Annotated in this window: 31 protein-coding genes, 1 pseudogene and 1 riboswitch; of the genes and pseudogenes, 25 read left to right on the top strand and 7 right to left on the bottom strand. The window is 51.3% G+C overall.

Annotated features, from left to right (window positions below; translation table 11 throughout):
• Positions 1-5 precede the first annotated feature (5 nt).
• From A0129_RS03660 to A0129_RS03585, 16 genes and pseudogenes are all read left to right on the top strand, one after another.
• The gene (locus A0129_RS03660) at positions 6-488 is read left to right on the top strand and encodes a hypothetical protein (protein ID WP_291712503.1); all 483 of its coding nucleotides are present in this window, start codon (positions 6-8) and stop codon (positions 486-488) included.
• Positions 485-958 (top strand): hypothetical protein, encoded by a 474-nt coding sequence (locus A0129_RS03655; protein ID WP_291712501.1) that lies wholly within the window; start codon positions 485-487, stop codon positions 956-958. The genes A0129_RS03660 and A0129_RS03655 overlap by 4 nt, the downstream gene beginning before the upstream one ends.
• Positions 936-1,232 (top strand): hypothetical protein, encoded by a 297-nt coding sequence (locus tag A0129_RS03650; protein ID WP_291712499.1) that lies wholly within the window; start codon positions 936-938, stop codon positions 1,230-1,232. Before A0129_RS03655 ends, A0129_RS03650 begins: the two co-directional genes overlap by 23 nt.
• Positions 1,233-1,234: 2 nt before the next feature.
• Positions 1,235-1,360, top strand: coding sequence for a hypothetical protein (locus tag A0129_RS03645; protein ID WP_291712497.1), 126 nt, complete (start codon positions 1,235-1,237; stop codon positions 1,358-1,360).
• Positions 1,357-1,545, top strand: a complete 189-nt coding sequence (locus A0129_RS03640; RefSeq protein ID WP_291712495.1) for a hypothetical protein — start codon at positions 1,357-1,359, stop codon at positions 1,543-1,545. The genes A0129_RS03645 and A0129_RS03640 overlap by 4 nt, the downstream gene beginning before the upstream one ends.
• A gap of 11 nt (positions 1,546-1,556) precedes the next feature.
• A complete protein-coding gene (locus tag A0129_RS03635; protein ID WP_291712494.1) occupies positions 1,557-1,784 on the top strand; it encodes a hypothetical protein in 228 nt (75 codons plus the stop codon).
• Between the two features lie 2 nt (positions 1,785-1,786).
• Positions 1,787-1,996 carry a hypothetical protein gene (locus A0129_RS03630; protein ID WP_291712492.1) on the top strand — a complete coding sequence of 70 codons (210 nt, stop codon included), beginning with the start codon at positions 1,787-1,789 and terminating at the stop codon, positions 1,994-1,996.
• A gap of 18 nt (positions 1,997-2,014) precedes the next feature.
• On the top strand, positions 2,015-2,299 hold the full coding sequence (locus tag A0129_RS03625; RefSeq protein ID WP_291712490.1) for a hypothetical protein: 285 nt from the start codon (positions 2,015-2,017) through the stop codon (positions 2,297-2,299).
• On the top strand, positions 2,299-2,583 hold the full coding sequence (locus A0129_RS03620; RefSeq protein WP_291712488.1) for a hypothetical protein: 285 nt from the start codon (positions 2,299-2,301) through the stop codon (positions 2,581-2,583). Before A0129_RS03625 ends, A0129_RS03620 begins: the two co-directional genes overlap by 1 nt.
• 8 nt (positions 2,584-2,591) lie before the next feature.
• Positions 2,592-3,071, top strand: coding sequence for a hypothetical protein (locus tag A0129_RS03615; RefSeq protein WP_291712487.1), 480 nt, complete (start codon positions 2,592-2,594; stop codon positions 3,069-3,071).
• 27 nt (positions 3,072-3,098) lie between these two features.
• Positions 3,099-3,713, top strand: coding sequence for a DUF1566 domain-containing protein (locus tag A0129_RS03610; protein WP_291712485.1), 615 nt, complete (start codon positions 3,099-3,101; stop codon positions 3,711-3,713).
• Positions 3,714-3,738: 25 nt separating this feature from the next.
• Positions 3,739-4,344 carry a DUF1566 domain-containing protein gene (locus A0129_RS03605; RefSeq protein ID WP_291712483.1) on the top strand — a complete coding sequence of 202 codons (606 nt, stop codon included), beginning with the start codon at positions 3,739-3,741 and terminating at the stop codon, positions 4,342-4,344.
• Between the two features lie 17 nt (positions 4,345-4,361).
• Positions 4,362-4,700: pseudogene (locus tag A0129_RS03600) on the top strand (four helix bundle protein); the annotation flags it as partial.
• Positions 4,678-6,099: an RNA-directed DNA polymerase gene (locus tag A0129_RS03595; RefSeq protein WP_367189729.1), complete on the top strand. Its 1,422-nt coding sequence runs from the start codon at positions 4,678-4,680 to the stop codon at positions 6,097-6,099. The pseudogene A0129_RS03600 and the gene A0129_RS03595, both read left to right, overlap by 23 nt.
• Entirely contained in the window at positions 6,096-6,827 is a 732-nt protein-coding gene (locus tag A0129_RS03590; protein ID WP_291712479.1) for a hypothetical protein, read from the top strand. The genes A0129_RS03595 and A0129_RS03590 overlap by 4 nt, the downstream gene beginning before the upstream one ends.
• Positions 6,824-7,165: a hypothetical protein gene (locus A0129_RS03585; protein ID WP_291712477.1), complete on the top strand. Its 342-nt coding sequence runs from the start codon at positions 6,824-6,826 to the stop codon at positions 7,163-7,165. The genes A0129_RS03590 and A0129_RS03585 overlap by 4 nt, the downstream gene beginning before the upstream one ends.
• A gap of 280 nt (positions 7,166-7,445) precedes the next feature.
• Here A0129_RS03585 and A0129_RS03580 read toward each other — a convergent pair whose 3' ends face one another.
• Positions 7,446-7,817 (bottom strand): hypothetical protein, encoded by a 372-nt coding sequence (locus A0129_RS03580; protein WP_291712476.1) that lies wholly within the window; start codon positions 7,815-7,817, stop codon positions 7,446-7,448.
• 661 nt (positions 7,818-8,478) lie between these two features.
• Between A0129_RS03580 and queA the strand changes: the two genes are divergently transcribed.
• Positions 8,479-9,567 carry a tRNA preQ1(34) S-adenosylmethionine ribosyltransferase-isomerase QueA gene (queA, locus tag A0129_RS03575; RefSeq protein ID WP_291712474.1) on the top strand — a complete coding sequence of 363 codons (1,089 nt, stop codon included), beginning with the start codon at positions 8,479-8,481 and terminating at the stop codon, positions 9,565-9,567.
• Entirely contained in the window at positions 9,564-10,439 is an 876-nt protein-coding gene (locus A0129_RS03570) for an alpha/beta hydrolase (RefSeq protein WP_291712472.1), read from the top strand. Before queA ends, A0129_RS03570 begins: the two co-directional genes overlap by 4 nt.
• A 52-nt stretch (positions 10,440-10,491) precedes the next feature.
• Here the strand turns inward: A0129_RS03570 and A0129_RS03565 are convergent, their stop codons facing one another.
• The 5 genes from A0129_RS03565 to A0129_RS03545 form a co-directional block, all read right to left on the bottom strand.
• Entirely contained in the window at positions 10,492-11,937 is a 1,446-nt protein-coding gene (locus A0129_RS03565; protein WP_291712470.1) for an NAD(P)(+) transhydrogenase (Re/Si-specific) subunit beta, read from the bottom strand.
• A 24-nt stretch (positions 11,938-11,961) separates the two neighbouring features.
• Positions 11,962-12,255, bottom strand: coding sequence for an NAD(P) transhydrogenase subunit alpha (locus tag A0129_RS03560; RefSeq protein ID WP_008249635.1), 294 nt, complete (start codon positions 12,253-12,255; stop codon positions 11,962-11,964).
• Positions 12,256-12,268: 13 nt separating this feature from the next.
• Positions 12,269-13,396, bottom strand: coding sequence for a Re/Si-specific NAD(P)(+) transhydrogenase subunit alpha (locus A0129_RS03555; protein WP_291712468.1), 1,128 nt, complete (start codon positions 13,394-13,396; stop codon positions 12,269-12,271).
• A gap of 234 nt (positions 13,397-13,630) precedes the next feature.
• On the bottom strand, positions 13,631-14,503 hold the full coding sequence (locus A0129_RS03550) for a cobalamin-binding protein (RefSeq protein WP_291712465.1): 873 nt from the start codon (positions 14,501-14,503) through the stop codon (positions 13,631-13,633).
• Positions 14,504-14,512: 9 nt separating this feature from the next.
• Positions 14,513-16,381, bottom strand: a complete 1,869-nt coding sequence (locus A0129_RS03545) for a TonB-dependent receptor (protein ID WP_291712464.1) — start codon at positions 16,379-16,381, stop codon at positions 14,513-14,515.
• A 199-nt stretch (positions 16,382-16,580) separates the two neighbouring features.
• Positions 16,581-16,792: riboswitch (cobalamin riboswitch) on the bottom strand.
• 58 nt (positions 16,793-16,850) lie between these two features.
• Here A0129_RS03545 and A0129_RS03540 point away from each other — a divergent pair.
• Together A0129_RS03540 and mnmA are read left to right on the top strand one after the other, a co-directional pair.
• Complete coding sequence (locus tag A0129_RS03540) at positions 16,851-17,366, top strand: NUDIX hydrolase (RefSeq protein ID WP_291712462.1); 516 nt, start codon at positions 16,851-16,853, stop codon at positions 17,364-17,366.
• 2 nt (positions 17,367-17,368) lie between these two features.
• On the top strand, positions 17,369-18,439 hold the full coding sequence (mnmA, locus tag A0129_RS03535) for a tRNA 2-thiouridine(34) synthase MnmA (RefSeq protein WP_291712550.1): 1,071 nt from the start codon (positions 17,369-17,371) through the stop codon (positions 18,437-18,439).
• A gap of 81 nt (positions 18,440-18,520) precedes the next feature.
• Here mnmA and A0129_RS03530 read toward each other — a convergent pair whose 3' ends face one another.
• A complete protein-coding gene (locus A0129_RS03530; RefSeq protein ID WP_291712460.1) occupies positions 18,521-19,132 on the bottom strand; it encodes a glutathione S-transferase C-terminal domain-containing protein in 612 nt (203 codons plus the stop codon).
• 190 nt (positions 19,133-19,322) lie between these two features.
• On the opposite strand from A0129_RS03530, the gene purB reads away from it, so the two are divergent.
• The 5 genes from purB (at position 19,323) to A0129_RS03505 (ending at position 23,159) form a co-directional block, all read left to right on the top strand.
• Positions 19,323-20,699: an adenylosuccinate lyase gene (gene purB / locus A0129_RS03525; RefSeq protein WP_291712459.1), complete on the top strand. Its 1,377-nt coding sequence runs from the start codon at positions 19,323-19,325 to the stop codon at positions 20,697-20,699.
• Between the two features lie 113 nt (positions 20,700-20,812).
• Positions 20,813-21,259 (top strand): type IV pilin protein, encoded by a 447-nt coding sequence (locus A0129_RS03520; RefSeq protein WP_291712457.1) that lies wholly within the window; start codon positions 20,813-20,815, stop codon positions 21,257-21,259.
• Positions 21,252-21,740, top strand: coding sequence for a Tfp pilus assembly protein FimT/FimU (locus A0129_RS03515; protein ID WP_291712455.1), 489 nt, complete (start codon positions 21,252-21,254; stop codon positions 21,738-21,740). The genes A0129_RS03520 and A0129_RS03515 overlap by 8 nt, the downstream gene beginning before the upstream one ends.
• Positions 21,733-22,452: a hypothetical protein gene (locus A0129_RS03510; RefSeq protein WP_291712453.1), complete on the top strand. Its 720-nt coding sequence runs from the start codon at positions 21,733-21,735 to the stop codon at positions 22,450-22,452. The genes A0129_RS03515 and A0129_RS03510 overlap by 8 nt, the downstream gene beginning before the upstream one ends.
• The gene (locus tag A0129_RS03505) at positions 22,449-23,159 is read left to right on the top strand and encodes a hypothetical protein (RefSeq protein ID WP_291712451.1); all 711 of its coding nucleotides are present in this window, start codon (positions 22,449-22,451) and stop codon (positions 23,157-23,159) included. Before A0129_RS03510 ends, A0129_RS03505 begins: the two co-directional genes overlap by 4 nt.
• Positions 23,160-23,172 lie beyond the last annotated feature (13 nt).

Here is a 23,172-nt window from a genome sequence, read left to right as displayed (position 1 = left end):
CGAAGATGGCAAATACATCAGAGACTTTCCCCCAGCAAGCACCAAACCCTACAAACCCGGTGGATTTGAAAGCCTGGCTTTCCGATTGGGCTTTCGCGGAACTGAAAGCGGCCAACACTATTGCAACCAACGGCATTCGCACGCTCACAGTGCAGCAGCGCCAGCGCTTGGCTGAACAGTGCGCGCACGAAATGCCAGCTGACGGAACCATCGGGTATTCATTTCGCCGCCAGGAAGCGATCAACCGCATGAAAGCCATGCGCCGCATTTACCTGCGCGACACCATTCGGCACCTGAAGCACTGCCACAAGCTGATTCAACTTGCCTTAGGCCTTATGACAACCGAACAAAAATGCGAATGGGCAGCAGTCAACGAGCGTGAAGGCGTAAACGGAGAAGGTGCTACCCGCGCAATTGAACGGCTGAAAGTGCTGGACAAGTTTGAAGATCTGATGCCCACCCTTTACCCAGAGCAGGTAAGCGCATGAAAATTTGCACCAAATGCAGCGTTAAAAAAGACGCCACGTGCTTTTTTTTAAAAGCCAGTAGCCCAGATGGAATTGCTCCATGGTGCAAAGACTGTGTCAAAAAATCAAAAAAAATTTATAGAGAAAATAATAAAGAAAAGATAGCAGCCTATAGCAGGCAATGGGCTAAGAAGAACCCAGAAAAAATCAACGCAATCCGTGAAAAATACAAATCAAAAGCGATTGATTCCTCTTCTGGAAAATTAACCCTATTCGGACAACGCCAACGTGCAGTGAAGACATCAAACAAACGAACAAGGATGAGAAAAATTCGCAATGAAGCAGGTCCGGAGTATGCGGCACAAATAATCGGTCTTCCCCTATCGAAAATCCCCAATGAAATTATTTCGATGAAAAGTGAACAGCTTTTAACTTTTCGTTTAGCCCGAAAAATCAGGAGGTCACTTGATGAAAGCAGCAAAAACACTTAACGAATCACTAAGCGCGATGCAGGAAGTCAAAACAAATGGCGATCTTCGACGAATCGTTGGAAACAGCTTGCTAGCACTTGCACGCAAGGAAATCAGTCATGCCGATGTAGAAGCTATGGCAAAGGGCCTGGATTCTATAAGCAACAGCCTTAATGCAGAAATTCGAATTGCTAAGACGAAAATTGAACTGCGAGAACAAGGTGCAGCGCTTGGAAAAATTTCCCACATGGGCCAAATGCTTATTGGAAATGCTGTTGAATCGGATGAGGGTTAAAAATGAAAACAAACCAAATCACCGTGATTTTCTACGCACTGGCCTTTGGCATTGCGATTGGCTATTGGGCTGGGCAGGAAAACGCCCAGGTTGAAGCGAAAGTGCAAACAGTCAAGGTGGGCCGATGAGCCGCTGCCCACCCTGCAACAACAACTGCGAGCAAGGCGATGCCTGCCCAGTGTGGCTTGCCAAAACCCGCGATGCGCAAAACCAAGATCTCAAAAAACTAGACCGCGAATTGAATTTTGCCTTGGCGTTGGTTGTAACCGTGTGGGCAAGTTTCGCCCTATTCATCAAGTTTGTAGCTGCTTAACGGAGGTTTGCATGAGCACCCTTTTGGATTCGAGTTTTCAGTACATCCCGAGCAACAAAACCGATGTGCAGGCTACCTGGGCAAAGTTTGGTTGGGTTGCACCTACCAAGCTACCCCAGCCGGAAAAGATCATTGATCGCCCAGTGCAGTTCATCGTGCATCTGTTTGAACTGGCCCACCAGCACGACCAGTTGATTGGCCCAGTGCCCGCTGGCCTGCTGAATCGCAAAGTGCATTGAGCATGGTTACCCGCAACGCCCTGCCCGAGCCATCAGAAAAAGAACTGCGTGCTGCGCATGCCTTCCTTTCACTGGGTGAGCCATTTGAGGTGGCCATGCAAAAGCGGGTGATTGCTGCATGTATCAAAGCCACCGCGCGCGCACGGATTAAGAAACGCGAACAGATATTGAAGCGTCCCGATTACCGAAAGCTGGCCTGCCCAGACGATTAACCGCCCACTGGAGAACACATGAGAACCCAACCAATACCAGCAAAAGAATTTGCCTGGAGCCAGCGCGACGAAACCAATTTCATCAACGGCCTTGGCAGCCATTCAGGCACTCAGGTGACCGACTTGGACACGATCGAGACCCTGCTGAACCGCTATCGCTTGGCCTTGTGCAAGCGCGGCGCCAAGGGCGTTGCCGGGTTCAGCATTCCCGACGCACTCCAGTTGGTTGATCGCCGGCTCGATGAAATCCGCGACATGCGCGGCCGCGTGGCTGAATCCAAGTCTGTGCTTGCAGTCGCCTGATGAACGCCGCTTTTCTTTTCCTTTCAACCTTTGTGCTGGTGCTGGCCTTGGGCCTGCAAAGCCAATTTGTGAACAACGGGCACCCTGCCATGGCTTTTGCGAATTCGCTGGTGATTGGCGCCAGCAACCTGGTGTTGTTCAAGCTTGCGCCTGATGCATCGGGCCTTGAGATCGCGGCCTATTTGCTGGGCGGGCCATTCGGAATTGTGACCAGCATGTTTCTTTTCGCCCGCTTTACTGGCTGGGTGATTAAACGCAAGTGCACGAACGGAGGTGCAAAGTGAATCGACAAATGAGACGCGAAGCCGCGCGCGCCAAGCGCATGGAATTCAAGCCACGGCGAAGCTGGACAGCGATCAATAGGCCATTGCCGCACGAGGTAAACATGGTGTTTGCACCCATCGATGCATTCCTGCGCAAGTTGGCCACGGGTGTGATTGAGTGCGCGCAAAACGGCGCACCAATATTTGACGATGTTGAAGGCCAAGCCTATGAGGCCACCCCAGCTGTTCGTGGGTTTGTGTCCGCATTCAATCGAATTCTTGACCATTACGGGTTCGAGATCGACACAACCCCAATTATTCGCTTGTGCAACAAGCTGGACGCAAACATGCCAATCAATGAAACGGCTGTGGCCCACTGCCAAGGCATTGTCGACCGATGCCGCATGGCGTACCGAACCATGGACATGTACCAGGTTAAAGCGCTGGTCAACACAGAACTGATCGACCTTGAATTCAAACGATTAAAAGTTACACACGAGGCGGCTTAGTTGCCTACAAATAATGGAGGAGATTGCATGAACGCACTTACCGAACACACAATTCCAGCAGTTGGCACAGCCATGCTTGGAGGCTTTTTTGCTGGCTTGGTCAACATCAACGGTCAAACCAAAGGCATTATCGTTGCCCCCAAATCAACTGGTGAATACGAAGGCAAATGGGCTGAATCAGAAGCCCGCATTGAAGGCGCAGCATGCCCGGTAGACGGCCAACAAAACACGCTGGACATGATCGCCGCAGGCACCGCACTGGGCAAATGGGTGAAGGCACTGGACATTGGCGGTTTCACCGATTGGCACATCCCATCGCGCGATCAGTTGGAAATTATCTACCGCGCATTCAAGCCTACCGAAGATGAAAACTGGGCTTATTCGGGCGTGAATATCAGCAGCGTGCCACCCCATAACCTGTACACCGCAAACGAACCTAAACAATGCGGCGTTGAAGCATTTCGTGCAGGCGGCACCGAGGCTTTTGAAGCTGCCTGGTACTGGACTTCAACGCAGGTTGGCGAGGCGTCTGCCTGGATTCAGCACTTCTACAATGGAGACCAGTACGGCCACTGGAAGAACCTCTTCACCTACCGCGCTCGTGCAGTCCGCACGATCAATCTTAGTGATTTGACCATTTAATCATTTTTCTTTTTTGGGGTAATTCATGTCAGCAATTCCAAAAATTCAGGTGGTGGTCGATGGCCATAGCTTCGAAGTCCCGCTTCAATCGAACGTAACGCCATTGACAGCGCCAGCAATTCCAACTGCACCGCGCCCAGTGCGAATTGGCGAGTACTGGGCCGAAGAAGGCGGTGTACTTGCAGGTCTGATGCGAGGCGAAAACGGCAAGCCAGACTATTTCCTGATTGTGCCCACCGATCCAGCAGCAGAGGTGGAAAGCATTGAATGGGGCGGCAAGGGCGAGAACGAAGAAAACGCATGCAGCGAGTTCGATGGTCAGGCAAATACACTGGCCTTGGCAGTCGATAGCGAAATTGAGCATCCTGCAGCGCAATGGGCGCACGAGTTGGCCATTGGCAAGTTTGACAACTTCTACTTGCCTTCGCGCCGCGAACTGGCGCTGATGTATGCCAACGTGCCTGAGCTATTCAAGAAGGGAGAATGGTATTGGTCGAGCACGCAGTACAGCGAGGCGTATGCCTGGATTCAGTACTTCTTCAATGGGACCCAGTACAGCTACTGGAAGGGCAGCTACTACCGCGCTCGTGCAGTCCGCAGAGTTTATCCATTTAACCATTTAGTACTTTGATTTTTTTGTAGCTGGCCATGGCAATTCACACCAAGCTCCCGATTTACAAGGTGACCTACGATCTTTTGAACGAGGTCACCGACATTGTTAAAAACATGCCGCGCGATTTCAAAGCTTCGATTGGAGCCAAGATTCAGCTTGAGTGTGTTGAATTGATGGTGTTGATTTTTCGGGCCAACGTGGCCACGCACAAAGCCCAATACTTGACAGAGTTGATTGAACGCTTGCAGGTGACTGAGCTGTTGCTCCGAGTGTCAAAGGACAAGAGGTTCATTTCAACTGGTCAGTATGCAAAGGCGATTGACCTGACCAACCAAATCGGGAGGCAGGCCAATGGCTGGCGCAAATCATCCGTTTGATCGCCAGACGCTTAAGGGTCACGGCCCTTTTGACAGTGCGAATTTAATTGATCTGGTCTTGCCGCTGCCCCACCAGGGCACCGCCATGCACACCACAGAAACCACCCACACCCAACGGGGAAGGTCTGGTGCAGTTTCCGCTTTGATCGGCGATCGAGGCGGCGATGTAGATAGCGAGAACCAGTCTGCACGCGAGGCGTATGCCTGGATTCAGAACTTCAACAATGGAAACCAGAACAACAACTGGAAGAACAACAACTACCGCGCTCGTGCAGTCCGCAGCTCATACCAAACGGAACCCCTGCCCTCATTCCAGGAATTGGTTGAGGCCTACTTTGAATGCCGAAAAGGAAAGCGCAACAGCGACACTGCGCTGGCCTTTGAAGCAAACCTTGAGCGCAACCTGTATGCACTTTACTTGGCGCTGATCAACCGGACGTACACACCAGGTCGCTCGATTTGTTTTGTAATCACCCGCCCCAAGCCACGCGAGGTTTGGGCCGCTGAGTTCGTCGATCGCATTGTGCACCACTTGCTATACCGCCGTATTAGCTCGCGCTTTGAGAACAGCTTTATCGCCGATTCATGCGCATGCATCAAAGGCCGTGGCACGTTGTACGGCGCAATTCGCCTTGAATCCAAGGTGCAATCAATAACTGAGAATTGGAGCAAGCCAGCGTTTTATTTGAAATGCGACTTGGCCAACTTCTTTGTGGCCATCAACAAAGCCATATTGATGCAGTTGCTGGAAGCCAAGGTTCAAGACCCATGGTGGCATTGGCTAACCATGGAAGTGCTGCTGAACGACCCGCGCATTAACGCACTGAACCATGCCAGCAGAAAAACCGCAGGGCTGGTGCCGGAACACAAACGCCTTGGCAGCCAAGACAGTTTGCACGGTTTACCAATTGGAAACCTGAGCAGCCAGTTCTTTGCCAACGTGTACCTGAACGAACTGGATCAATTTGTGAAGCACCAGGTGCGTGCCAAGCACTACATTCGCTATGTGGATGATTTTGTGCTGCTGCATGAAAGCCCTCAATGGCTGAACGCTGCCAAAACCAAAATTGAATGGTTTCTGGCTGAGCGCCTACAGGCCAGACTCAATCCCACCAAAACCATTTTGCAGCCCATAGAGCGCGGCATTGACTTCGTTGGCCAAGTGATACAGCCTTGGCACCGCACCACCCGCAAACGCACCGTGAATGTGGCATTTGATCGAGTGAAAAAGGTTGCGCATGAGGATCGACGTGCGACAGTTAACAGCTACTTTGGCCTGATGCGCCAGGCTGACAAAAGCCACCACCTACGTAGTCAGTTGGCCAAGGTTGCACTGAAGCATGGCCATGCCGTTGATGGTGGGTTTACCAAAGCTTTTGAAAGGAAGGTGAAATGAACAGCAGGCCGATCTTATTTAAAGAGGAAATGATCCGTGCCATTCTTGAAGGCCGGAAAACTCAGACGCGGCGCGTGATAAAGCCGCAGCCAGCACCAGGTGAAATTGGCAGCTTTGGTCAAGGAATGCCTTTCATTCGAGGCGACAAAAAAAACATTCTGTGCCCGTACGGTCAACCAGGTGACCAGCTTTGGGTTCGGGAAAAATGGCGCATCGGCGCATGGCGGGAGGATAGTGGCTGCTTTGCCATCGACTACTGCGACGGCCCTTTGCGAGAGTGGCATAACGATCCAACTGATCGCGATGGCGAGGGATTTAACAAACTTTGGATTCAATGCAGCGACGAACTGCACGCAAAAGGTATTAAGCCCGACGATGATGGGCACTACCGCTGGGAGGTTGGACAGTCCCCTCTGCGGTGGCGTCCAAGCAGATACATGCCCCGTTGGGCCAGCCGTATCACGCTGGAAATTACCAGCGTGCGGGTGGAGCGATTGCAGGACATCAGCGAGTCAGATGCAATCGCCGAGGGCGTAGAAGGTCATTACATTGAAGATGGCTGGTATTGGAGAAACCACCTTCTTACTGACGAAGACGCTTCCATATCACCGATGCTCACTTGCCCGAAGGAATCCTTTAGCAGTCTCTGGCAGTCAATCAATAGCGCAGACTCATGGTTAGCCAACTCATGGGTATGGGTAATCGAATTCAAGAAGGTTCAGCCATGACATCGATGAGCTTTGTTACAAATCAGTTGGAAATCGTCAATCGACAGATTGAGCTTCGACAGTTCGAAGCTAATCAAGGCGGCATACCAGGGCACATAAAACCGGGCAGCAAGACAGCCAAGTTGTTTGAACTTCTTCGCAGGGGACCACAAAGCACGCAGGATTTAATGGATCGCACCGGGCTAACCAGCAAACAGGTTTATGGGCTTTTGAAGTACCACATGATCAAGGGAACGGTTGTTCGCAAGCACGACGAATTCCACCTCTTGGACACAGTGGAAATTGAAATCAACCGGTGTATCGCGTTCCTTGAGAGCCACGGATACGAATTCGATTAAGGAGCAGCAAAATGACTATTGACGACCTGATTCCCAAACATGAAGTGATTGAAATGATCGTGAAAGCCACGAGCCTCTCAGATCGACATGTTCGTGACCGAGTGCTTAAAAGGAAGGATTTCCCGAGACCACGCAGACAACTGGGGAGGGCATGTATTTATGCGAGACAGGATATTGAGAAGTGGCTGGGGATCAAATAAGCGGCAAGTCGCTCTTGAACTATAAAATTAAACTTGCATTACGCCAGTAATTTGCCAGCCCCAATATTTGAATTTAAAAGCTACTTGGTTTTTTGTGCTTCGGAAGATGTAGCCGATTTCTCTGACTCTGGGGGCTGTTTAACTGAAACATCAAAATAGGTAAAAAACTGAGAAATTACAAAGCTAAGGCCCGCTAGAACGGCCCCTAAAGCGATTGCACCGCCCAAGATTTTATTTTTCCAATCAACTAAACTGTCCACTTTTGTTGAAACGACACCTATTGACTCATTCAGAATTTTCACCTGCGTATTGATTGAGTCATTGAGAGTCTTTACAGAAGAATTCACCTCGCCAAGATGCTTCTGCATTTCCATAACGGATTGCACAAAGTTGTATTCAGGATGCCCAGCACCAATCCTAGGCGGAACCTGCGGATCTGAAACTGGCGCCATGTCAGACGCGCCACTTGTCGAATTATGTTGTCCAGAGGACTGGCTCATTCTTGCTCAAACCTCTCTTTTAACCACTCCCACATCGTACTTGGCCCCCTTCCGTAGTAAGAACCAACCGAAGTAATCAAAATTGACCCAATCTTAGATCCTTCGTTCGTGCCAGTCACTTGGAGATGGTTGGATAATTCAATGGAGGTACCTTTGAATGCAACGAGCCAAGAGGGGCTATTTTGCAACGGCCAAGCGTCTTCATAGACTGTGAACAAGGAGTTGACCTCATCTGCAAGCAAATGATGTTCTTCGTTCAAAGGTGTAATTAGAAAGATTCCCATGCCCAGATATTAACATCCAAAAAAGTACACATACCCTGTGAGTAACCCCTACCGAGTCGGTAGTTCGGCTGGACATCAAATAAAGATTACAATACAGCCCATGTTCAGAACACCCCCAATAAAAGGGCTAGCAATTGTAAAACAGTAGCATTTAGAAGAAAGATTGATTCATCAAGTTGTACCCAATAAAGGCCATTGATCAAAATTTAAATTAGATCAAATTAAAGAACACTATTTAAAAATTACTCATTAATTACTCACATGGACTGCAAAGCTATACGTCAAGGGAGCAACAAATTCCCGCCCTCGGCACCAGCCCCCAGGACACCATGAAAGCAACCATGAAACTGTCCGAATTCGATTTTGATCTTCCCGAACAGCTTATTGCCCAGCACCCCCCGGAACACCGCGGAGAGTCGCGCCTGCTTGTTTGCCAAAACAACAAACCCATTGAAGATCACCTGTTCGAGCAGGTGCTGAACTTGCTTCAGCCCAATGATGTGCTGGTGGTTAACGACACAAAAGTGCTGAAAGCCCGGCTTGAGGGTTACAAAGCCAGTGGCGGAAAAATCGAAGTGATGCTGGAGCGTATTCTCGATGACCGGCGTTTTACTGCCATGATTCGGGCCAGCAAATCACCCAAACCAGGCAGCGACATTGTATTGGCTGGCATAGCCACAGCGCGCGTACTCAGCAAACACGACATGATGTACGAGCTGGAGTTGCTGGAAAGCAGCCTGAGCCTGCCCGAGTTGCTGGAGAAGCACGGTGCCCTGCCCCTTCCACCCTACATTGAACACAGCGCGAATGCGCAAGACGATGACCGCTACCAAACCGTGTTTGCGCGTGAGCCGGGCGCTGTGGCTGCTCCAACGGCCGGTCTGCATTTCACTGAAAGACTGCTACAAGAAGTACAGGCGCGCGGCGTGAAGCTGTTGAACCTGACATTGCATGTCGGTGCAGGTACTTTCTTGCCAGTTAAAACCGACAATGTCGACGAACACGTCATGCACAGCGAGCGCTATGCGATTTCGGGTTCGCTCATCGAAGCCATGATCAGAGCCAAACAGAATGGCGGCAAAGTGGTTGCGGTAGGCACCACTTCTCTGCGGGCATTGGAGGCCTGGGCCACGGAAACAGGCTGCAATTTAAGCACCACCGAAGGTTTGAATAAGGCAGCAGAATTTGCGCATAGCGGCCATGCTGGCGATACGCAAATATTTATCAAGCCAGGCTATACATTCAAGGTGGTTGACCGCCTAATCACCAATTTCCACTTACCCAAAAGCACCTTGCTGATGCTGGTGTCTGCTTTTGCCGGGAAAACCAACATACTCAACGCATATGCGCATGCAATTGCGCAACAATACAGGTTCTTCAGTTACGGCGACGCCATGTGGCTTGAACGCTCCGAATGATCGAATCTGCCTATCCAATTGTTTCTCACGATGGCAGCGCAATACAAATGATGCGCTGGTCCAACTCCGGAAATAAACCCAAGCTGCATTGGGCACACGCCACCGGGTTCAACGCCAAAACCTATACACCATTGTTACGCGAGTTATTGCCACACTTTGACGTACACACCTGGGACATGCGTGGACACGGTGAAAGCCGATCAGCGGGCAATCCAAAAACATTCCGCGGCTGGTCCACTTATTATCAAGACCTGATTGCGGTACTCGATCAGTCCAGCGAACCCATGTGGCTCGCCGGGCATTCAATCGGTGCCACCACCAGCCTTGCGGCAGCAGCCCAACGCCCCCACAAAGTAAAAGGCCTTGTATTGGTAGAACCAGTGTTGCTGGACCCCAGGCAAGGTTTTGCACTACGCCTTGCGAATTGGTTTGGTTTTGCTGACCGAATTGCCATGGCTGCAGCGGCAGCCCGCAGGCGTGCAAGTTTCCCGACACACCAAGACGCTTTTGAGAATTACCGCAGCAAAAAAGCTTTCGGAACATGGAGCGATGAATGGCTGCACGCCTATGTGGAACATGGTTTTGTGCCCAGCCACAACAATGAAGTTGAACTGGCCTGCCCCCCCAGCTGGGAATCACTCACCTTTCAACACACAGAGCCCAATGCTGCTCGCTGGATTCGTGACCCGGGCTGCCCAATCCATATTCTGGCAGCAGGTCGAGGATCTACATTTCCCACCACCGCACACGCGCGCATTCAGAAGCGTTTGCCCAAGGCCCATATCGAGGTGATTGCTGATGCCACGCACTTCTTGCCGATGGAACACACTGGGCTGGTGGTGCAACGCATCTGCGACATCGTGAAAAAATAAAGCCCGGTGATTTCTCACCGGGCCTCTGCAAAACAAAGCAATTGCGTCAAATTTACTCGACCGCTTTCACCATGTCTTCAATCACTTTCTTGGCATCGCCAAACACCATCATAGTTTTGTCCATGTAGAACAACTCGTTGTCCAAACCAGCATAGCCGGCATTCATGGAGCGCTTGTTCACGATAATGGTTTTTGCCTTGTAGGCTTCCAGAATTGGCATGCCTGCAATCGGACTCTTGGGGTCTTTCGCAGCGGGGTTCACCACATCGTTCGCACCCAACACCAACACCACATCGGTTTGTGCAAATTCACTGTTGATGTCTTCCATCTCAAACACCTGGTCGTAGGGCACTTCAGCCTCTGCCAGCAGCACGTTCATGTGGCCAGGCATACGGCCTGCAACCGGGTGAATCGCGTACTTCACCGTAACACCCATGTGAGTCAGCTTCTCGCTCAGTTCTTTCAAGGCGTGCTGCGCGCGGGCAACCGCCAAACCGTAACCGGGCACAATCACCACGGTTTCTGCGTTGGTCAGCAAGAAAGCCACATCATCGGAGGAACCACTTTTCACGGTGCGTTGTTGGCCACCACCTGCTGCGCCTGCATCGGCTTCGCCGCCAAAACCACCCAAAATCACGTTGAAGAAGGAGCGGTTCATGGCCTTACACATGATGTATGAAAGGATCGCACCGGAAGAACCTACCAGCGAACCTGCCACGATCAACATGCTGTTGTTCAGCGAGAAACCAATACCTGCTGCCGCCCAGCCAGAGTAGCTGTTCAGCATGGACACCACCACGGGCATGTCAGCCCCGCCGATCGGGATAATCAACGTCACGCCCAGGATGAACGCTGCGATTGTCATGATGATGAAAGGAGTCCAGTCTTGCGTCACAGCAAACCAGATACCGCAACCCACCATCACGATGCCCAAAATAGCATTGAGCTGGTGCTGACCGGTGAACCGCACAGGTGCACCCTGGAACAAGCGGAACTTGTATTTGCCGCTCAGTTTGCCGAAGGCGATCACGGAGCCAGAGAAGGTGATTGCACCCACGAAGGTACCGATAAACAGCTCAATTTTGTTACCCAGTGGAATGTCGAAATTGCCCTTGGCGGTGATACCAAATGCGTCGGGCTCAGCCACCGCCGCAATGGCAATGGCCACAGCGGCCAAACCAATCATGCTGTGCATGAAAGCAACCAGCTCAGGCATTTTTGTCATTTCGACGCGCTTGGCCATCACGGTACCCAAACCACCGCCCACTACCAAACCAGCCAGCACCCAGCCAAGGCCGGTTACCGCGGATTGGCCTGCAATTTCAGCCAGCTTGAATACCAGGGCAATTGTCGTGACAATCGCAATCGCCATACCCACCATACCGAATGTATTGCCCATTCGGGATGTCGTGGGGTGTGAAAGGCCCTTCAAGGCCTGAATGAAACAGATTGACGCCACCAAGTACAACAGCGTCACTGCATTGAAACTCAATTCCATAAATTTCTCCAGATCGCTGTTGGTTTATTTGTTCTTTTTCTTGAACATTTCAAGCATGCGACGGGTGACCAAAAATCCACCAAACACATTCACAGCAGCCAAAGCCACAGCCAGAACACCCATGAATTTACCCAAGGGCGTTACGGTCAGTGCGGCTGCAAGCATGGCGCCCACAATCACGATTGCTGAAATGGCGTTGGTCACCGCCATCAAAGGCGTGTGCAGCGCAGGGGTTACGTTCCAAACCACGTGGTAACCCACGTAAATAGCCAGTACGAAAATAATCAGGTTGACCACGGTGGGGCTAATTGCGTCCATGTTGGCTCCTTCCTTAAGCGTTTTTGCGTTTGAGTTCGCCACCGGTGCACATCAGGCACGCAGCAACAATGTCGTCTTCCATGTCGATCTTGAAGGCGCCTTCCTTGTCGAAAACAAGCTTCAGGAAATCAATCACGTTACGGGCGTAAAGTGCAGAAGCGTCTGCAGCCACCATGGCGGGCAAATTGGCATAGCCCACAATTTTCACGCCATTCACATCGACAATCTCGTTCAACTTGGACAGGGGGCAGTTACCACCCTGTTCCACAGCCAGGTCAATGACCACTGAACCAGGCTTCATTGCACGCACGGTCTCTTCGTGCAGCAAGGTAGGCGCTTTGCGGCCAGGAATCAAAGCCGTGGTAATCACAATGTCGCTTTTGATCGCACGTTCGTGAACCGCAGCAGCCTGGCGCTTCATCCAGCTATCTGGCATGGGGCGGGCATAACCACCTACACCCTGGGCAATTTCGCGCTCTTCGTCTGACTCAAAAGGCACGTCCACAAACTTTGCACCCAAAGATTCGACCTGCTCTTTCGTGGCGGGGCGTACATCTGAGGCCTCAATCACCGCACCCAAACGCTTTGCCGTTGCAATGGCCTGCAAGCCTGCAACACCCACACCGAGAATAAGAACGCGAGCAGCTTTTACAGTACCTGCTGCGGTCATCAACATGGGCATGAAGCGCTGATAGACGTTGGCTGCAATCATTACGGCCTTGTAACCAGCAATGTTGGCTTGTGATGACAGCACATCCATGCTTTGAGCGCGCGTCGTGCGTGGTGCCGCTTCCAGAGCAAATGCGGTCAGGCCAGCCTTGTTCATGGCTTCCAACGATGCATTGTCAAAGGGGTTCAGCATGCCAACCACCACCTGACCTGCGCGATAGGCCGACAATTCGTTTTCAGCGGGCGCACGCACTTTCAGGATCATGTCGCAGTTGCTGATTACATCCATCGCACGATCAACAATTGTTGCACCCACATCGCTGTAGGCCTGATCGGTGATCGAGCTGGCAATACCTGCACCGGCTTGAACAAACACTTCGTGTTTTTGAGAAATGAGCTTCTTCACCGTTTCAGGTGTTGCGGCTACACGCGTTTCTCCGGACCTTGTCTCGGCCGGGATTCCGATTTTCATGGAACTTCTCCTTGTGGGAAAGCGCTTTTATTTGATGTTTAGGAACTGCAAATACACTGCTGGTGCGGACTATAGCACGGTAGTATCACCCAATCTAAGGGATTACCACAACCCAGCATCTGACAATAATTCTTGTCAAATAATAATTGAATCCGTTCAAATTGTGTGGAGTCAGCGATCTAAGCATCAATCGGCGAAAGGTGAAAAGCGAAGGGCTGCTTCTGGGTCAAAATTTCAGTGCCTGGCCTGCTCAATGTGGTCACAAACCAACCTTGCGGCTTCAATCAGGCGCGGGCCGTTTCGTACCAGGATGTCATTGGGAATGGTGTATACCTGACCAAGCTTTACAGCGGGCAACTGAGGCCAGCCAGCCCATTGCTTGAGGAAACCTTGATGATCGCGAGTAGAGCCACTGGCCAGCAACACCTCTGGCTTGCGCTTCAGTACCCCTTCCACGCTCACTTGTGCAGCAAGGTTTGGCAAATCAACAAATATGTTTCGGCCGCCACACAGCTCTATCACTTCTGACACAGCATGCTGCCCACCCAAAGTCATCAGTGGCTGACTCCACACCTGATAAAACACCGGCACTATTGCACGACCGCTGTATTCAGCCCGCAAAGCCTTGAACTGCTGCAACCAATCGTCTATGCGGGAAGCACTTCTCTGCTCTGTGCCCAGCAGGGCAGACAACCTGCGCATAGTGCTAGCCACCTGCTCAATTTTCTTGGGCTCGCTGACAAATACTGGCACACCCGCTTTGCGAAGCTGTGCCACAACTTCCATTGAAATACCCGATTGCCAAACAAGCACCAAATCGGGTTTGCGGGCAAGAATTGATTCCGCACTCAACATCCAGGGGTTGCCCAACTTGGGCAATATGTTCACGCTTTCCGGAAAATTGCTTGAACCATCGACTGCGATTACCTTGCCCATTCCCCCTACGAAATCCACAATTTCAGTCAGGTGGGGTGCAAGCACCAGCACACGCTGGGCTTGCTGCACACACACAGCTTGGTTCACATCGTCTTGGACGCAGCTTGGGTTTGCACTGGCGGGCAAAGCCAAAACCAGCAAACCGATCAAAAAGAACAGTGCAACCTGCATCAACATCCTTTAAAACTTGTGCGTGTAAGTCAGTAGAACATCTTGCTTGGCGACACCAAAGTTACGAACGATCTCATAATCTTTGCCAGTTATGTTGTCCATGCGAAGTTTGAAGTCATTGCGGGCATCAAGTTCATAAGTAACAGTGGCGTTGACCAAAGTGTACCCACCCAACTTGACGCGCCCGCCTGGAAAGGCAATATCATCGCGCTCACTGCTAGACAAAACCTCGGCACCCACTGCCCACCCCTTGGGAAGGTTATAGTTTCCGTACACCTTCGCAGTTTGAATTGCCCTACGCAACAAACGTTCATCACGCGCATTTTTTGCAGACAAAATATCCAGCGATGCTCCCCAAACCAATGGTCCGGTCTCACCTTCATGCGAGAAAGACACCCCTTCAATTTTCGAAGCCCCAGGTTCGTTCGTGAACCTTGTGTTTCCGGGTGAAATAACATTTCCTACGATCAGGTCTTGAACCACATTCTGGAACACTGAAATTCTGGACTGACCGTATTGGCTGCTTATGCCCGCATAAATTTCGTAGTTTTCACTTTCCTCAGGCCTAAGCTCAGTGTTCAATACAGCCGGGTCAATTCCGGCAAAACCGGGAGCAAATGAATTCACAAAACCGGAAATTTGACTGAAGTTAGGACGCTTGAACCCAGTGCCAGCCAAAACGCCAAGTTTCACCTGCGCATTCAGATTTCTCGAAACAGACAATTGACCCGTTGTTACATCCTGATAGTTGGAATTCGCATCAAAACGCAAATTGCCTTGAACTGTGTAGCTGGCAAGATCACGGGTGTAAGTAAGCAAACCACTGTTCACCTGCGTATTGTCGATGTTGGGTGCGCCTGCAGGCGGCGGGAAATTCGTTGTTTGTTGAAAACGTTGATCGAGGTACTCATAGCCAATCAACATGACACCACCAAAGGCCTTGAAGCGGTGATCCAAAGAAAACTGATTTTGAAAGGTACGCGTTCCAAACTCGAACAAAGGGAACTCAAGTTCTTCAGTGGAGCTTCCCAAACGAATAGAAGACTCCGAGCCACCCGCCCACTGATGCTTCAAGCCCGCGTTCAAAACGGTTTGATTGTCCCGATTGAATTGTGGGTTCGGGTCAAACTCATTGTTCACATCAGTTGCCAGTGCGCTGGCCGTTAGTTGTGTTTGCTGCGTTAAATCATAAAAAAGATTAAAACTGCCCGAAGTAATTCGATAGGCATCCTTTCCACTGTTGTCGCGGCTGGCATTGATACCATCACTGTACTCATGCCCAACGCCAAGCCTCACCGAGCCACGCTCACCGGCCAAGGTACCCGACGTTGTTAGTTTGCGGGTGTTATTGTTGCCCACAGAAACTGATACATCACCACCACTTTTACGGGCAGCCTTCTTGGTGATGATTTGCACCACACCACCAATTGCATCACTTCCATACAAAGAAGAGCCCGGGCCTCGCAAAATTTCAATGCGCTCAATTTGATCCAGCGGAAAATGTTGAAACTGTGATTGAGAAAATCCGTCCAACGGGCCAATACGCTGACCATCAATCAAGAACAGGGTGTGCTTGCTTTCCGATCCACGGATGAATAGGGTTGAGGTTTGCTGCCCACCACCGTTGCTTGAATATTGGATGCCAGGTGCACGCTTGAGGAGATCTGTCAGGCTGCTGGCACCCGAACGTTGAATGTCTTCCTGTGTGATCACAGTGACATCGGCCTGAACGTCGCTTAAAGAACGTTCGTATCGATTCGCAGTAATCACCACTTCTTTGGAGCCTACAGGCTCGGCAAAAACGATTAGGGGAGATACAAGAAAAGAAGCGGCAACCGATGTACCAACGACCGCTTTACTACCAATATGCTTCAACATGAACTTAACCTTGAGGTTTAAACCGCACCCACCGTGCAGCAATAAATTCACTGGAGAAGACAAAGAACAGGCGAAAGAACAGTGCGCGCAACAAAACCACGGACAATACGCCAGGGTAAGTTACGGAAAAAAGTTCGATTAGAAGCAATTAGCCGCCTGCGCACTGCCTCCCCGCAGCACCAGTCGCTCGCCTGAATGGGACAGGCTGAACGGTCAAGGCCGGTATCCGGGCTTGTAAGTTTTGATGTGTCGCCTTCCCAGTTGCTGTGTTTTTAGAGCAGCTTTACTACCAGTGGCAAAATGACACACCCGCACTTACTTACCGTTGCGGGGGCAGCGCAGGCTTGAACCTGCTTCCCGTTTAACTGCGCTCAAAAAATGAGCACAAGCACCTTAACCCTGCTATTCTAACGTGTTTTTTAACTCCCAACCCTCGGCGCACCCTGTTTAGGTAGTGCGATTGAAAGCCATGTCAGAAGTCTGGAAACCCAGCGTTACAGTAGCCGCCATTGTTGAACATCAGGGCAAATTCCTGATTGTGGAAGAGCACACCACCGATGGCATCAAGCTGAACCAACCCGCAGGCCACCTGGACCCAGGTGAAACGCCGCAGTTTGGTGCTGCCCGCGAGGCACTTGAAGAATCGGCTTGGGAAGTAAAACCTGTAGGGTTGTTGGGCATTTACATGAGTCGCTACACCAGCTCACGCACGCTGGAGGATGTGACTTATCTTCGCTTCGCATTTGCGGCCGAGGTGGTTAAACACCACACAGAGCGTGCCCTGGACGACGGCATTATTCGCACCCTGTGGATGACAGTTGAAGAACTGCGCGCTACGCAAGACCAACACCGCAGCCCCTTGGTGATGCGCTGCGTTGAGGATTTCCTGAACTGGAAAGCCGGCAAGCAGCCCATCATGCCGCTTGAACATGTTTACACACATCCCAGCGTAATTGCAGGGCCTATGCCCCCCGGCGTATCGTAAGCATCATGGCAAAAACAGTAGTTATCGGCATGTCGGGCGGGGTTGATTCCTCCGTGTCGGCGTGGCTGCTCAAGCAGCAGGGTTACAACGTGATCGGTCTTTTCATGAAAAACTGGGAAGACGATGACGACTCGGAATATTGTTCCAGCCGGCAAGACTGGCTGGACGCTGCAAGTGTGGCTGACGTGGTGGGCGTGGACATTGAAGCCGTCAACTTCGCCAGCGAATACAAAGACCGGGTTTTCTCGGTGTTTCTCAGCGAGTACTCGGCAGGCCGCACCCCAAACCCGGACATTCTCTGCAACAGCGAGATCAAGTTCAAAGCCTTCCTGGATCATGCCTACAGCCTGGGCGCCGATTACATCGCAACCGGCCACTATGCCCGCGTACGGGAAGTCAACGGTGAATTCCAGCTTCTGAAAGCGGTGGACCACAGCAAAGATCAATCGTACTTTTTGCACCGGCTGAACCAAGCGCAGCTGAGTAAAACCCTGTTTCCGCTCGGTGAGATCCAGAAAACCGAAGTGCGGAAAATAGCGCTTGAACTGGGTTTGGCCAATGCCACCAAAAAAGACAGCACTGGCATTTGCTTCATTGGCGAGCGGCCTTTCCGTGAGTTTTTAAACCGCTACCTACCCACCGCGCCTGGCCCCATTCTGAATGACGAGGGCCATCAAATTGGCGAGCATGTGGGCTTAAGCTTTTACACACTGGGACAGCGCAAAGGCATTGGTATTGGCGGCCAGAAAGAAGGCAACGGCGAACCCTGGTTTGTGGCCCGCAAGGATCTGAAAAACAACACGCTGTATGTGGTGCAAGGCCATGACCACCCTTGGTTGCACCAGAAAGTGTTGACAGCCGAACAGGCCCACTACATTTCCGGTCACGCGCCTTCAGAAACACACATGGCGTGCAAGGCGCGCTATCGCCAGGAAGACTCGGCTTGTGACTTCAAATTGACCAATCAAGGTTTCGAGTTGAATTTCACCGAAAGCCAGTTTGCAGTGACACCGGGGCAAAGCGCTGTTCTTTACCAGGGCGAGGTGTGCTTGGGCGGCGGTGTGATTGCCTGAAGCGCACTTCGACCATGAAAAAAACCCTGGCTTGCTTATACGCTGCTCAGGGCTTTTTTCGTCCGCAATAATTGCTGGCAATTACTGAGGTTTGGTGTCCTCAAAGCTTGGGCGACAGGCAATTCGTTCCGAATACTCATTCAATTCCGGATACAATTCGCGCCATTTCAGCTCTGGCATCCTGAAGTCCAGATAGAACAATGCACAACCAACCGTGATATCGGCCAGGCTAAACTGCTCAGTCAGGTAAAAACCAGGGGTGGTTTTAATGCGGTGGGAAACCCAGGCCAAACCGTTGTGGATTTTTTGGGTTTGACGATCAATCCAGGCTTGGCTCACTTTGTCGCCTTCATGGAATTTCTTCTCCAGAATAATATCGACTGCAGCCTGGCTAATGCCCTGACCCAGAGATTCCATGGTGCGGACCAACGCACGCATATTGGGGTTGGTTGGCAACAAGGGTACTGTTGGCATCATGTATTCAAGCGTGCCTGAAATGACCAAAGAATCGAACACGGTCTGGCCGCCATCCAAAATCAGACAAGGCACCTTGCCCAGCGGATTGTGGTCAGTGATGCGGGTGTTTTCGTCCCACACATTTTCCAGAACAAACTCGTACGGAATTTCTTTTTCTTGAAGCTGAACGCGAATTTTGCGCACGAAGGGGCTAGTCATGGATCCCACTAGTTTCATCACAGTTCTCCTAAATACAATCCTGGATGAGATTGCGTCTTGTTTTTACGACCTGAAAGTGTCTAACAGTTTTACAAATTGAACAAGCAGAATTCCAAAATACCACCGCTGGCATCATTCTGTCCAAACAGTTCCCGATGAGACAGGTTACAATACAAGGCTTTGAAAAACCTCAATATTTACCATCCGCATGATCTCTTCAGACTCTTTAAGCACCTTAACCGCAATCAGCCCGCTTGACGGCCGTTACCAGTCCAAAGTGGCCAGTTTGCGCCCCCTGCTCTCTGAAGCCGGGTTCATGCACCATCGCGTGGTCGTTGAAATCGAATGGCTGAAAGCACTGGCCAAGGCTGGCTTTCCTGAACTGCCTGCATTTTCTGCACAAGCCCTTGCAAAACTTGAAGCCATCAAAACCGGGTTTTCAGAAGCCGACGCCCAACGCATCAAAGAATTCGAGGCCACCACCAACCATGATGTCAAGGCTGTTGAATACTTTATTAAAGAAAAATTTCAAGCCGATGAAGAGCTGAAAAAATCAGCGGAATTCGTTCACTTTGCCTGCACCTCTGAGGACATCAACAACATGAGCCATGCACTCATGTTGAAAGCAACGCGTGAACAAGTGATTTTGCCGACACTGGACCGCATGGTGACCACCCTGCGCAATTACGCGCACCAGTTTGCAGACCTTCCGATGATGTGCCGTACCCACGGACAACCAGCCAGCCCCAGCACCATGGGCAAAGAATTTGCCAACGTGGTACACCGCTTGGAGCGCGCAATCGCAGCGATCAAAGCAGTCGAGCTGCCAGCCAAAATGAACGGTGCGGTGGGTAACTTCAATGCTCACCTGTCAGCCTACCCAGAGTTTGACTGGGAAAAGCTGAGCCGTGACTTGATTGAAAGTCTTGGACTGACTTTCAACCCTTATACCATTCAGATTGAACCACATGACGGCATTGCCGCGCTGATGGATGCAATTGCCCGCACCAACACCATTCTGATCGACTTGAGCCGCGATATTTGGGGCTACATTTCGCTGGGCTACTTCAAGCAAAAGCTGAAAGCCGGTGAGGTGGGCTCGTCCACCATGCCGCACAAGGTGAACCCCATCGATTTCGAAAACGCAGAAGGCAACCTGGGCATGGCCAACGCGGTGCTAAAACACCTTGCCGAGAAATTACCGGTCTCACGCTGGCAACGGGATTTGACGGACTCCACCGTGCTGCGCAATTTGGGCGTGGGCATCGGCTACGCAGTATTGGCCTATGAAAGCTGCCTGCGCGGCTTGGGCAAACTGGAGGTGAATGAAGCAGCCATCGCAGCCGACATCGACAACGCATGGGAATTGCTCGCCGAACCAGTACAAACTGTGATGCGTCGTTACGGCCTGCCCAACCCATACGAACAGTTGAAAGAACTGACCCGCGGAAAGGGAATTACCCAAGAGGGTTTGAAACAGTTCATACAGCAACTTGATTTGCCCGAACAGGAAAAAGCCCGCTTGCTGGCGATGACACCAGCCAGTTACATTGGCAAAGCCGCCGAACTGGCCAAGCGCATTTAACAATCGCGCCCCGAGGCTAAACGTCACCGTTTGTAAGTACCCTGCCTCGGGGATGATCAGCCCAAATTACCCACGCATACTCCAATACATCCAATTGTTTTTGGCGTTTGACCATGCGTTCGGGCCTCGGATTTTCATTGATTGAGCTGACAGTTGCAATCGCAATTGTGGGAGTACTTGCCACCCTTAGCTATGCCGGGTACGAGGCCTCTTGGGAAAAATCCAACTTTCGCACCATGAGAGAGTTTGGCATCGAGCTGGCGTTGGGTCAGCAGCTTCACCGACAACGTTATGGGCGATACGCACAAGACGTTTCAAGCAATGGCACACCGAATGCCAATCGATTGATCCTGCCTTCATCGACCAAATACAAGGTGCTGGTCTCTAATTCCGACTTTCGCGGGTATCGCGCAGAAATCACACCCAGCGCAGGTGCACCGATGAAGCTGCCCCAAGCCTGCAGAATCCTGATTGTTGAAAGCGACATGGGTATTCAGCGTTTTGGTGCCCGTTCTGCAAGCAACCAAAACACCTCGAACCAGTGTGTTCCCCATGGCTAAAGCAACTTGGGGCTTCACCTTGATTGAAATACTGATTGGTCTGGCCGTGCTGGGTGTGTTGGCTGTCTCAGCGATTCCCAGCATGAGCTCAGTGTTAAACAAACAAACCTTGAAAGCAAAAGTCTCCCGCCTGGATACCTACGTGGAGCAGGCACGCAATTTGGCGGCAATTACCGAGTGCCCGGTTGAAATGAACCTGCGACCTGCAGACGCCGCAGTGAGCATCAGTGTCAGTGTTCAACACGATCCTTTCATGAAGGGTTGCAGTGCATGGTACGCACAGACGGGCAGCCAGAACAACCGCGGATTCTCAGGCACCCTGGGCAACGTCACCCTGGAAGATGCAGTACGCCTGAATTTCAATGCTGTGTCCGGTGTATTGGATACACAAAGCCAAACGCGCTTGACCCTGAACTACCGCGACAGACGCGCAGAGATCATCTACTTGGGGATAGGCAATGGAGTAGTGCGCTATGACTGACAAAAAACGTCACTCTCATGGGGCATCTTCGGTCAGTCTGTTGATCGGCATGGCCTTGCTGACCATCAGTATTACGGGCGCACTCAAGTTAATGGGGGTCAGCATGCGCGCGCAAAACGATCTGAATACCGAAAACCTGGTAGATCAAGTCAACCGGATTGGTGAAATTGTCACGGTCCACCTGAACCGGGGCGGCAGTTACCAAAACCCGGATGTGGAGGCCAAAGGCATTCAACTGTGTAGCCTGCAAAATCAGGCACCTCAGTGCAACGGATACCAGGCAAGCAACCGAAACTTCTGTTTGAGTATTCCCACCCGGGTCAGCCGCGGTGGAAACGACATCATTAATTTAACCGGCTTTCGTTTAATGAACGGGGTACTTGCCCAGCGGCAGCTGAACGGCGTCAACATGGCGCAGTTCGATCACGGTGCATTCTGCAACGACAGCCCAGACTGGCTTGATTTGAACAACACCCGCGACTTTGAATTCACCAACATCCGTTTTTGCAGGTTTCAGGCTGACACACCCAATCAAGTCACTGCGCATTATGAGCAGAACTGCAATTCGGTGATTGAAAACAACCCGGAATCCAATATGTTCTGGATCGCCATGTTCAAGGCCAGAATTGGCAACAACCTGACCGAAGGGCTTTATGAAGAGGCCCGAATCATTCACCTGCTGAACACCACGCGAGTAAGGGTTGGATCATGAAGTACCGGTACGGCCTGCGAAACAAATTACAAACCGGTGCGCTCGGGGTATTTGTGTGTGTGGTATTGGTGATTGTGTTTGGGCTGATCAGCCTGCAAAACATCACCTCCACAAGCCTGGATCTTTATTTGTCCAACTCCAAGCAACACATTGAGGAGGCGCGCCATCTGGCCTATGCAGGCCTTCGTCACTACACCCACAATTTTGGCAATGACGCGGCCATTCAGCAATTAATCGACACTCACCGGGGTGACACCCGAGTTATCCGTGAATGCTCCTACACAGTTGACTTACCTGAAACGCTTGATCCTGAAGTACAGCTGGCAAGCCCAGACACACCAGATGGCTCGCGACAAGACATCGTAATTCGGGGCATTGTGGCTCCCTACAACTGCCGGGATGACATTTCAGATGAAAACTACCGAGCCACCTTTGAAATTGTGGCCAGCGTCAATTGTTCTGGAAGTGAAGGGGTGGAATCCGGTTGCGTCAAACGTTCATTTGTATTCAATCGTGAAGACAGCAATGGGAAAGAGTACTTGCCCCGTATTCCACCCCCTCCCCCTCCTCCACCGCCAAGGCCACCCGACCCCAATCCACCACCACCGCCGCCTGTTCAACACCGGCCTCCGTCGGAGCCACCTCCAAGGGAGGAACCCAGGCCGCCACCCCCGAAATCAAAGGGCAAACATGAAGTTGGATTCTAGGAAAAACGGATTC

Source organism: Limnobacter sp. CACIAM 66H1 (assembly GCF_001601825.1).
GTDB lineage: Bacteria > Pseudomonadota > Gammaproteobacteria > Burkholderiales > Burkholderiaceae_B > Limnobacter.
Note: the sequence above shows the minus strand (reverse complement) of the source record. Positions and strands in the feature narration are given on the sequence as shown.

Bases quoted from the DNA above. Each gene is read 5' to 3' on its own strand.
- A0129_RS03640 (WP_291712495.1), top strand. From the start codon at position 1,357: ATGAGCCGCTGCCCACCCTGCAACAACAACTGCGAGCAAGGCGATGCC.
- A0129_RS03585 (WP_291712477.1), top strand. From the start codon at position 6,824: ATGACATCGATGAGCTTTGTTACAAATCAGTTGGAAATCGTCAATCGA.
- A0129_RS03625 (WP_291712490.1), top strand. From the start codon at position 2,015: ATGAGAACCCAACCAATACCAGCAAAAGAATTTGCCTGGAGCCAGCGC.
- A0129_RS03510 (WP_291712453.1), top strand. From the start codon at position 21,733: ATGACTGACAAAAAACGTCACTCTCATGGGGCATCTTCGGTCAGTCTG.
- purB (WP_291712459.1), top strand. From the start codon at position 19,323: ATGATCTCTTCAGACTCTTTAAGCACCTTAACCGCAATCAGCCCGCTT.
- A0129_RS03650 (WP_291712499.1), top strand. From the start codon at position 936: ATGAAAGCAGCAAAAACACTTAACGAATCACTAAGCGCGATGCAGGAA.
- A0129_RS03550 (WP_291712465.1), bottom strand. From the start codon at position 14,503: ATGCAGGTTGCACTGTTCTTTTTGATCGGTTTGCTGGTTTTGGCTTTG.
- A0129_RS03545 (WP_291712464.1), bottom strand. From the start codon at position 16,381: ATGTTGAAGCATATTGGTAGTAAAGCGGTCGTTGGTACATCGGTTGCC.
- A0129_RS03560 (WP_008249635.1), bottom strand. From the start codon at position 12,255: ATGGACGCAATTAGCCCCACCGTGGTCAACCTGATTATTTTCGTACTG.
- A0129_RS03605 (WP_291712483.1), top strand. From the start codon at position 3,739: ATGTCAGCAATTCCAAAAATTCAGGTGGTGGTCGATGGCCATAGCTTC.
- A0129_RS03645 (WP_291712497.1), top strand. From the start codon at position 1,235: ATGAAAACAAACCAAATCACCGTGATTTTCTACGCACTGGCCTTTGGC.
- A0129_RS03635 (WP_291712494.1), top strand. From the start codon at position 1,557: ATGAGCACCCTTTTGGATTCGAGTTTTCAGTACATCCCGAGCAACAAA.
- A0129_RS03655 (WP_291712501.1), top strand. From the start codon at position 485: ATGAAAATTTGCACCAAATGCAGCGTTAAAAAAGACGCCACGTGCTTT.
- A0129_RS03540 (WP_291712462.1), top strand. From the start codon at position 16,851: ATGTCAGAAGTCTGGAAACCCAGCGTTACAGTAGCCGCCATTGTTGAA.
- A0129_RS03530 (WP_291712460.1), bottom strand. From the start codon at position 19,132: ATGAAACTAGTGGGATCCATGACTAGCCCCTTCGTGCGCAAAATTCGC.
- A0129_RS03615 (WP_291712487.1), top strand. From the start codon at position 2,592: ATGAGACGCGAAGCCGCGCGCGCCAAGCGCATGGAATTCAAGCCACGG.
- queA (WP_291712474.1), top strand. From the start codon at position 8,479: ATGAAAGCAACCATGAAACTGTCCGAATTCGATTTTGATCTTCCCGAA.
- A0129_RS03520 (WP_291712457.1), top strand. From the start codon at position 20,813: ATGCGTTCGGGCCTCGGATTTTCATTGATTGAGCTGACAGTTGCAATC.
- A0129_RS03515 (WP_291712455.1), top strand. From the start codon at position 21,252: ATGGCTAAAGCAACTTGGGGCTTCACCTTGATTGAAATACTGATTGGT.
- A0129_RS03595 (WP_367189729.1), top strand. From the start codon at position 4,678: ATGGCTGGCGCAAATCATCCGTTTGATCGCCAGACGCTTAAGGGTCAC.
- A0129_RS03580 (WP_291712476.1), bottom strand. From the start codon at position 7,817: ATGGCGCCAGTTTCAGATCCGCAGGTTCCGCCTAGGATTGGTGCTGGG.
- A0129_RS03660 (WP_291712503.1), top strand. From the start codon at position 6: ATGGCAAATACATCAGAGACTTTCCCCCAGCAAGCACCAAACCCTACA.
- A0129_RS03570 (WP_291712472.1), top strand. From the start codon at position 9,564: ATGATCGAATCTGCCTATCCAATTGTTTCTCACGATGGCAGCGCAATA.
- A0129_RS03620 (WP_291712488.1), top strand. From the start codon at position 2,299: ATGAACGCCGCTTTTCTTTTCCTTTCAACCTTTGTGCTGGTGCTGGCC.
- A0129_RS03565 (WP_291712470.1), bottom strand. From the start codon at position 11,937: ATGGAATTGAGTTTCAATGCAGTGACGCTGTTGTACTTGGTGGCGTCA.
- A0129_RS03555 (WP_291712468.1), bottom strand. From the start codon at position 13,396: ATGAAAATCGGAATCCCGGCCGAGACAAGGTCCGGAGAAACGCGTGTA.
- A0129_RS03610 (WP_291712485.1), top strand. From the start codon at position 3,099: ATGAACGCACTTACCGAACACACAATTCCAGCAGTTGGCACAGCCATG.
- A0129_RS03630 (WP_291712492.1), top strand. From the start codon at position 1,787: ATGGTTACCCGCAACGCCCTGCCCGAGCCATCAGAAAAAGAACTGCGT.
- A0129_RS03590 (WP_291712479.1), top strand. From the start codon at position 6,096: ATGAACAGCAGGCCGATCTTATTTAAAGAGGAAATGATCCGTGCCATT.
- A0129_RS03505 (WP_291712451.1), top strand. From the start codon at position 22,449: ATGAAGTACCGGTACGGCCTGCGAAACAAATTACAAACCGGTGCGCTC.